The sequence below is a fragment of the Streptococcus sp. DFI.7.26 genome, assembly GCF_022240605.1.
Taxonomy (GTDB): domain Bacteria; phylum Bacillota; class Bacilli; order Lactobacillales; family Streptococcaceae; genus Streptococcus; species Streptococcus xiaochunlingii.
The window spans coordinates 1-771 of sequence record NZ_JAKOGN010000039.1 but is presented as its reverse complement, the minus strand read 5'-3'; the positions used below and the strand labels follow the sequence as shown (position 1 = coordinate 771).

General features: G+C 31.6%; 1 protein-coding gene. It reads left to right on the top strand.

All coding sequences use genetic code 11. From position 1 onward, the window contains the following. The first annotated feature begins 3 nt into the window (after positions 1-3). On the top strand, positions 4-645 hold the full coding sequence (locus L0M85_RS09810) for a PBECR4 domain-containing protein (protein WP_238656939.1): 642 nt from the start codon (positions 4-6) through the stop codon (positions 643-645). Positions 646-771: the final 126 nt, after the last annotated feature.

Below are 771 nucleotides of genomic sequence, written 5' to 3'. Positions count from 1 at the left end.
GCGGTGGCAGACACCAGAATAAACCGACTGACTAGGTGGCTTACAGATTCTGTAAACCACCTTTTTTGTGAGGAAAAAATGGCAAATTCTAGAGATTATTGTAATCCAAATTACACCGAAAAAATAAAACTTCAGCATTTTTTTAATCAGTTACATATTGCGGCTTCTTTTTTTAAAGAGCACTTCGTTGGCAAAATCATGTATTATGAAACGGAAATAGAAAGTGTTGAACTTCATTTTTCACCTACTAATTTCATGCACCTATGTGGTGTTGATTACCGAAAAGGTGCAGGCAGTTTCTTTGACGATTGTTTAAATAGACATATCATAATTGATGAGTTGAAAATAAAAAAAGATGGAACCACGATGCAAAAGTTACAAGTTTTAGGATCCATTGAGGAATTATTGGGAAAACATGTTCATCTAACTGGTTCAGGACGTTATTTGTATTTGGAGTTTGACTATGCTCTACGTACAAGAAAACAGATACTAGCATTAACATTGAAAGAGACATCAAAGAAAATTGTTCCTCAATCTTTATTAGATTTGAAGAGAAAGACAGTATTTCCAAAAGGTCAAAAAGTAATTTCAATTTACTCAAAACATTTACAAACGTCGGAACTTTTTTATTATTTAAAAGATTAGTTTACATATTTTTTGTAGCATAATATATATTTTTATCATTTTAAGGAGAACGCAGTTTTGGCTCGTTCTCTTTTTTTGTTGTGATACTTCTTTCAAGGAATATTTGGTAGGATTGGAGTGAAAAAA